Annotated in this window: 1 pseudogene; it reads left to right on the forward strand. The window is 65.6% G+C overall.

What is annotated here, in order from left to right:
• Nucleotides 1–582: pseudogene (locus tag RMCN_RS28985) on the forward strand (DDE-type integrase/transposase/recombinase); the annotation flags it as partial.

A 582-nucleotide genomic window follows, 5' to 3' on the forward strand; every position in this document is an offset into this window, starting at 1 on the left:
GGTGGACCGGTTCGATCTCCTGGTTCCGGGAGCGGGTCCGGGCGATCCGCCCGGAGTACCTGCCGGCTGATCCGGTCGACCGCCTCGAGCATCCGCCGGGACGGGTGGTGCAGTGCGACTTGTGGTTCCCGGCGCCCAAGATTGCGGTCGGTTTCGGCCAGGAGACGATGCTGCCGGTGCTGGTGATGGTGGCAGCGTTCTCCCGCTTCATCGCCGCGGTGATGCTGCCCTCACGCCAAACCATGGACCTGGTGGCCGGGATGTGGCAGCTGCTTTCGCAGAACTTCACCGCGATACCGCACGAGTTGTGGTGGGACAACGAGGCCGGGATCGGACGGCGCGGCCGGTTGACTGAGTCGGTCACGGCGTTGATGGGCACGCTGGGGTCGCGGCTGGTGCAACTCAAACCCTATGACCCCGAATCCAAGGGCATGGTCGAGCGAGCCAACCGATATCTGGAGACGTCGTTTCTGCCCGGCCGCAGCTTCGTCTCACCGCAGGATTTCAACAGTCAACTCGACCAATGGCTTGCGACTGCCAACGCGCGTCGGGTGCGGGTCCTCGATGGTCGCCCGGTCGACT

Origin of the sequence: Mycolicibacterium novocastrense (genome assembly GCF_001570485.1) — a bacterium.
GTDB lineage: Bacteria > Actinomycetota > Actinomycetes > Mycobacteriales > Mycobacteriaceae > Mycobacterium > Mycobacterium novocastrense.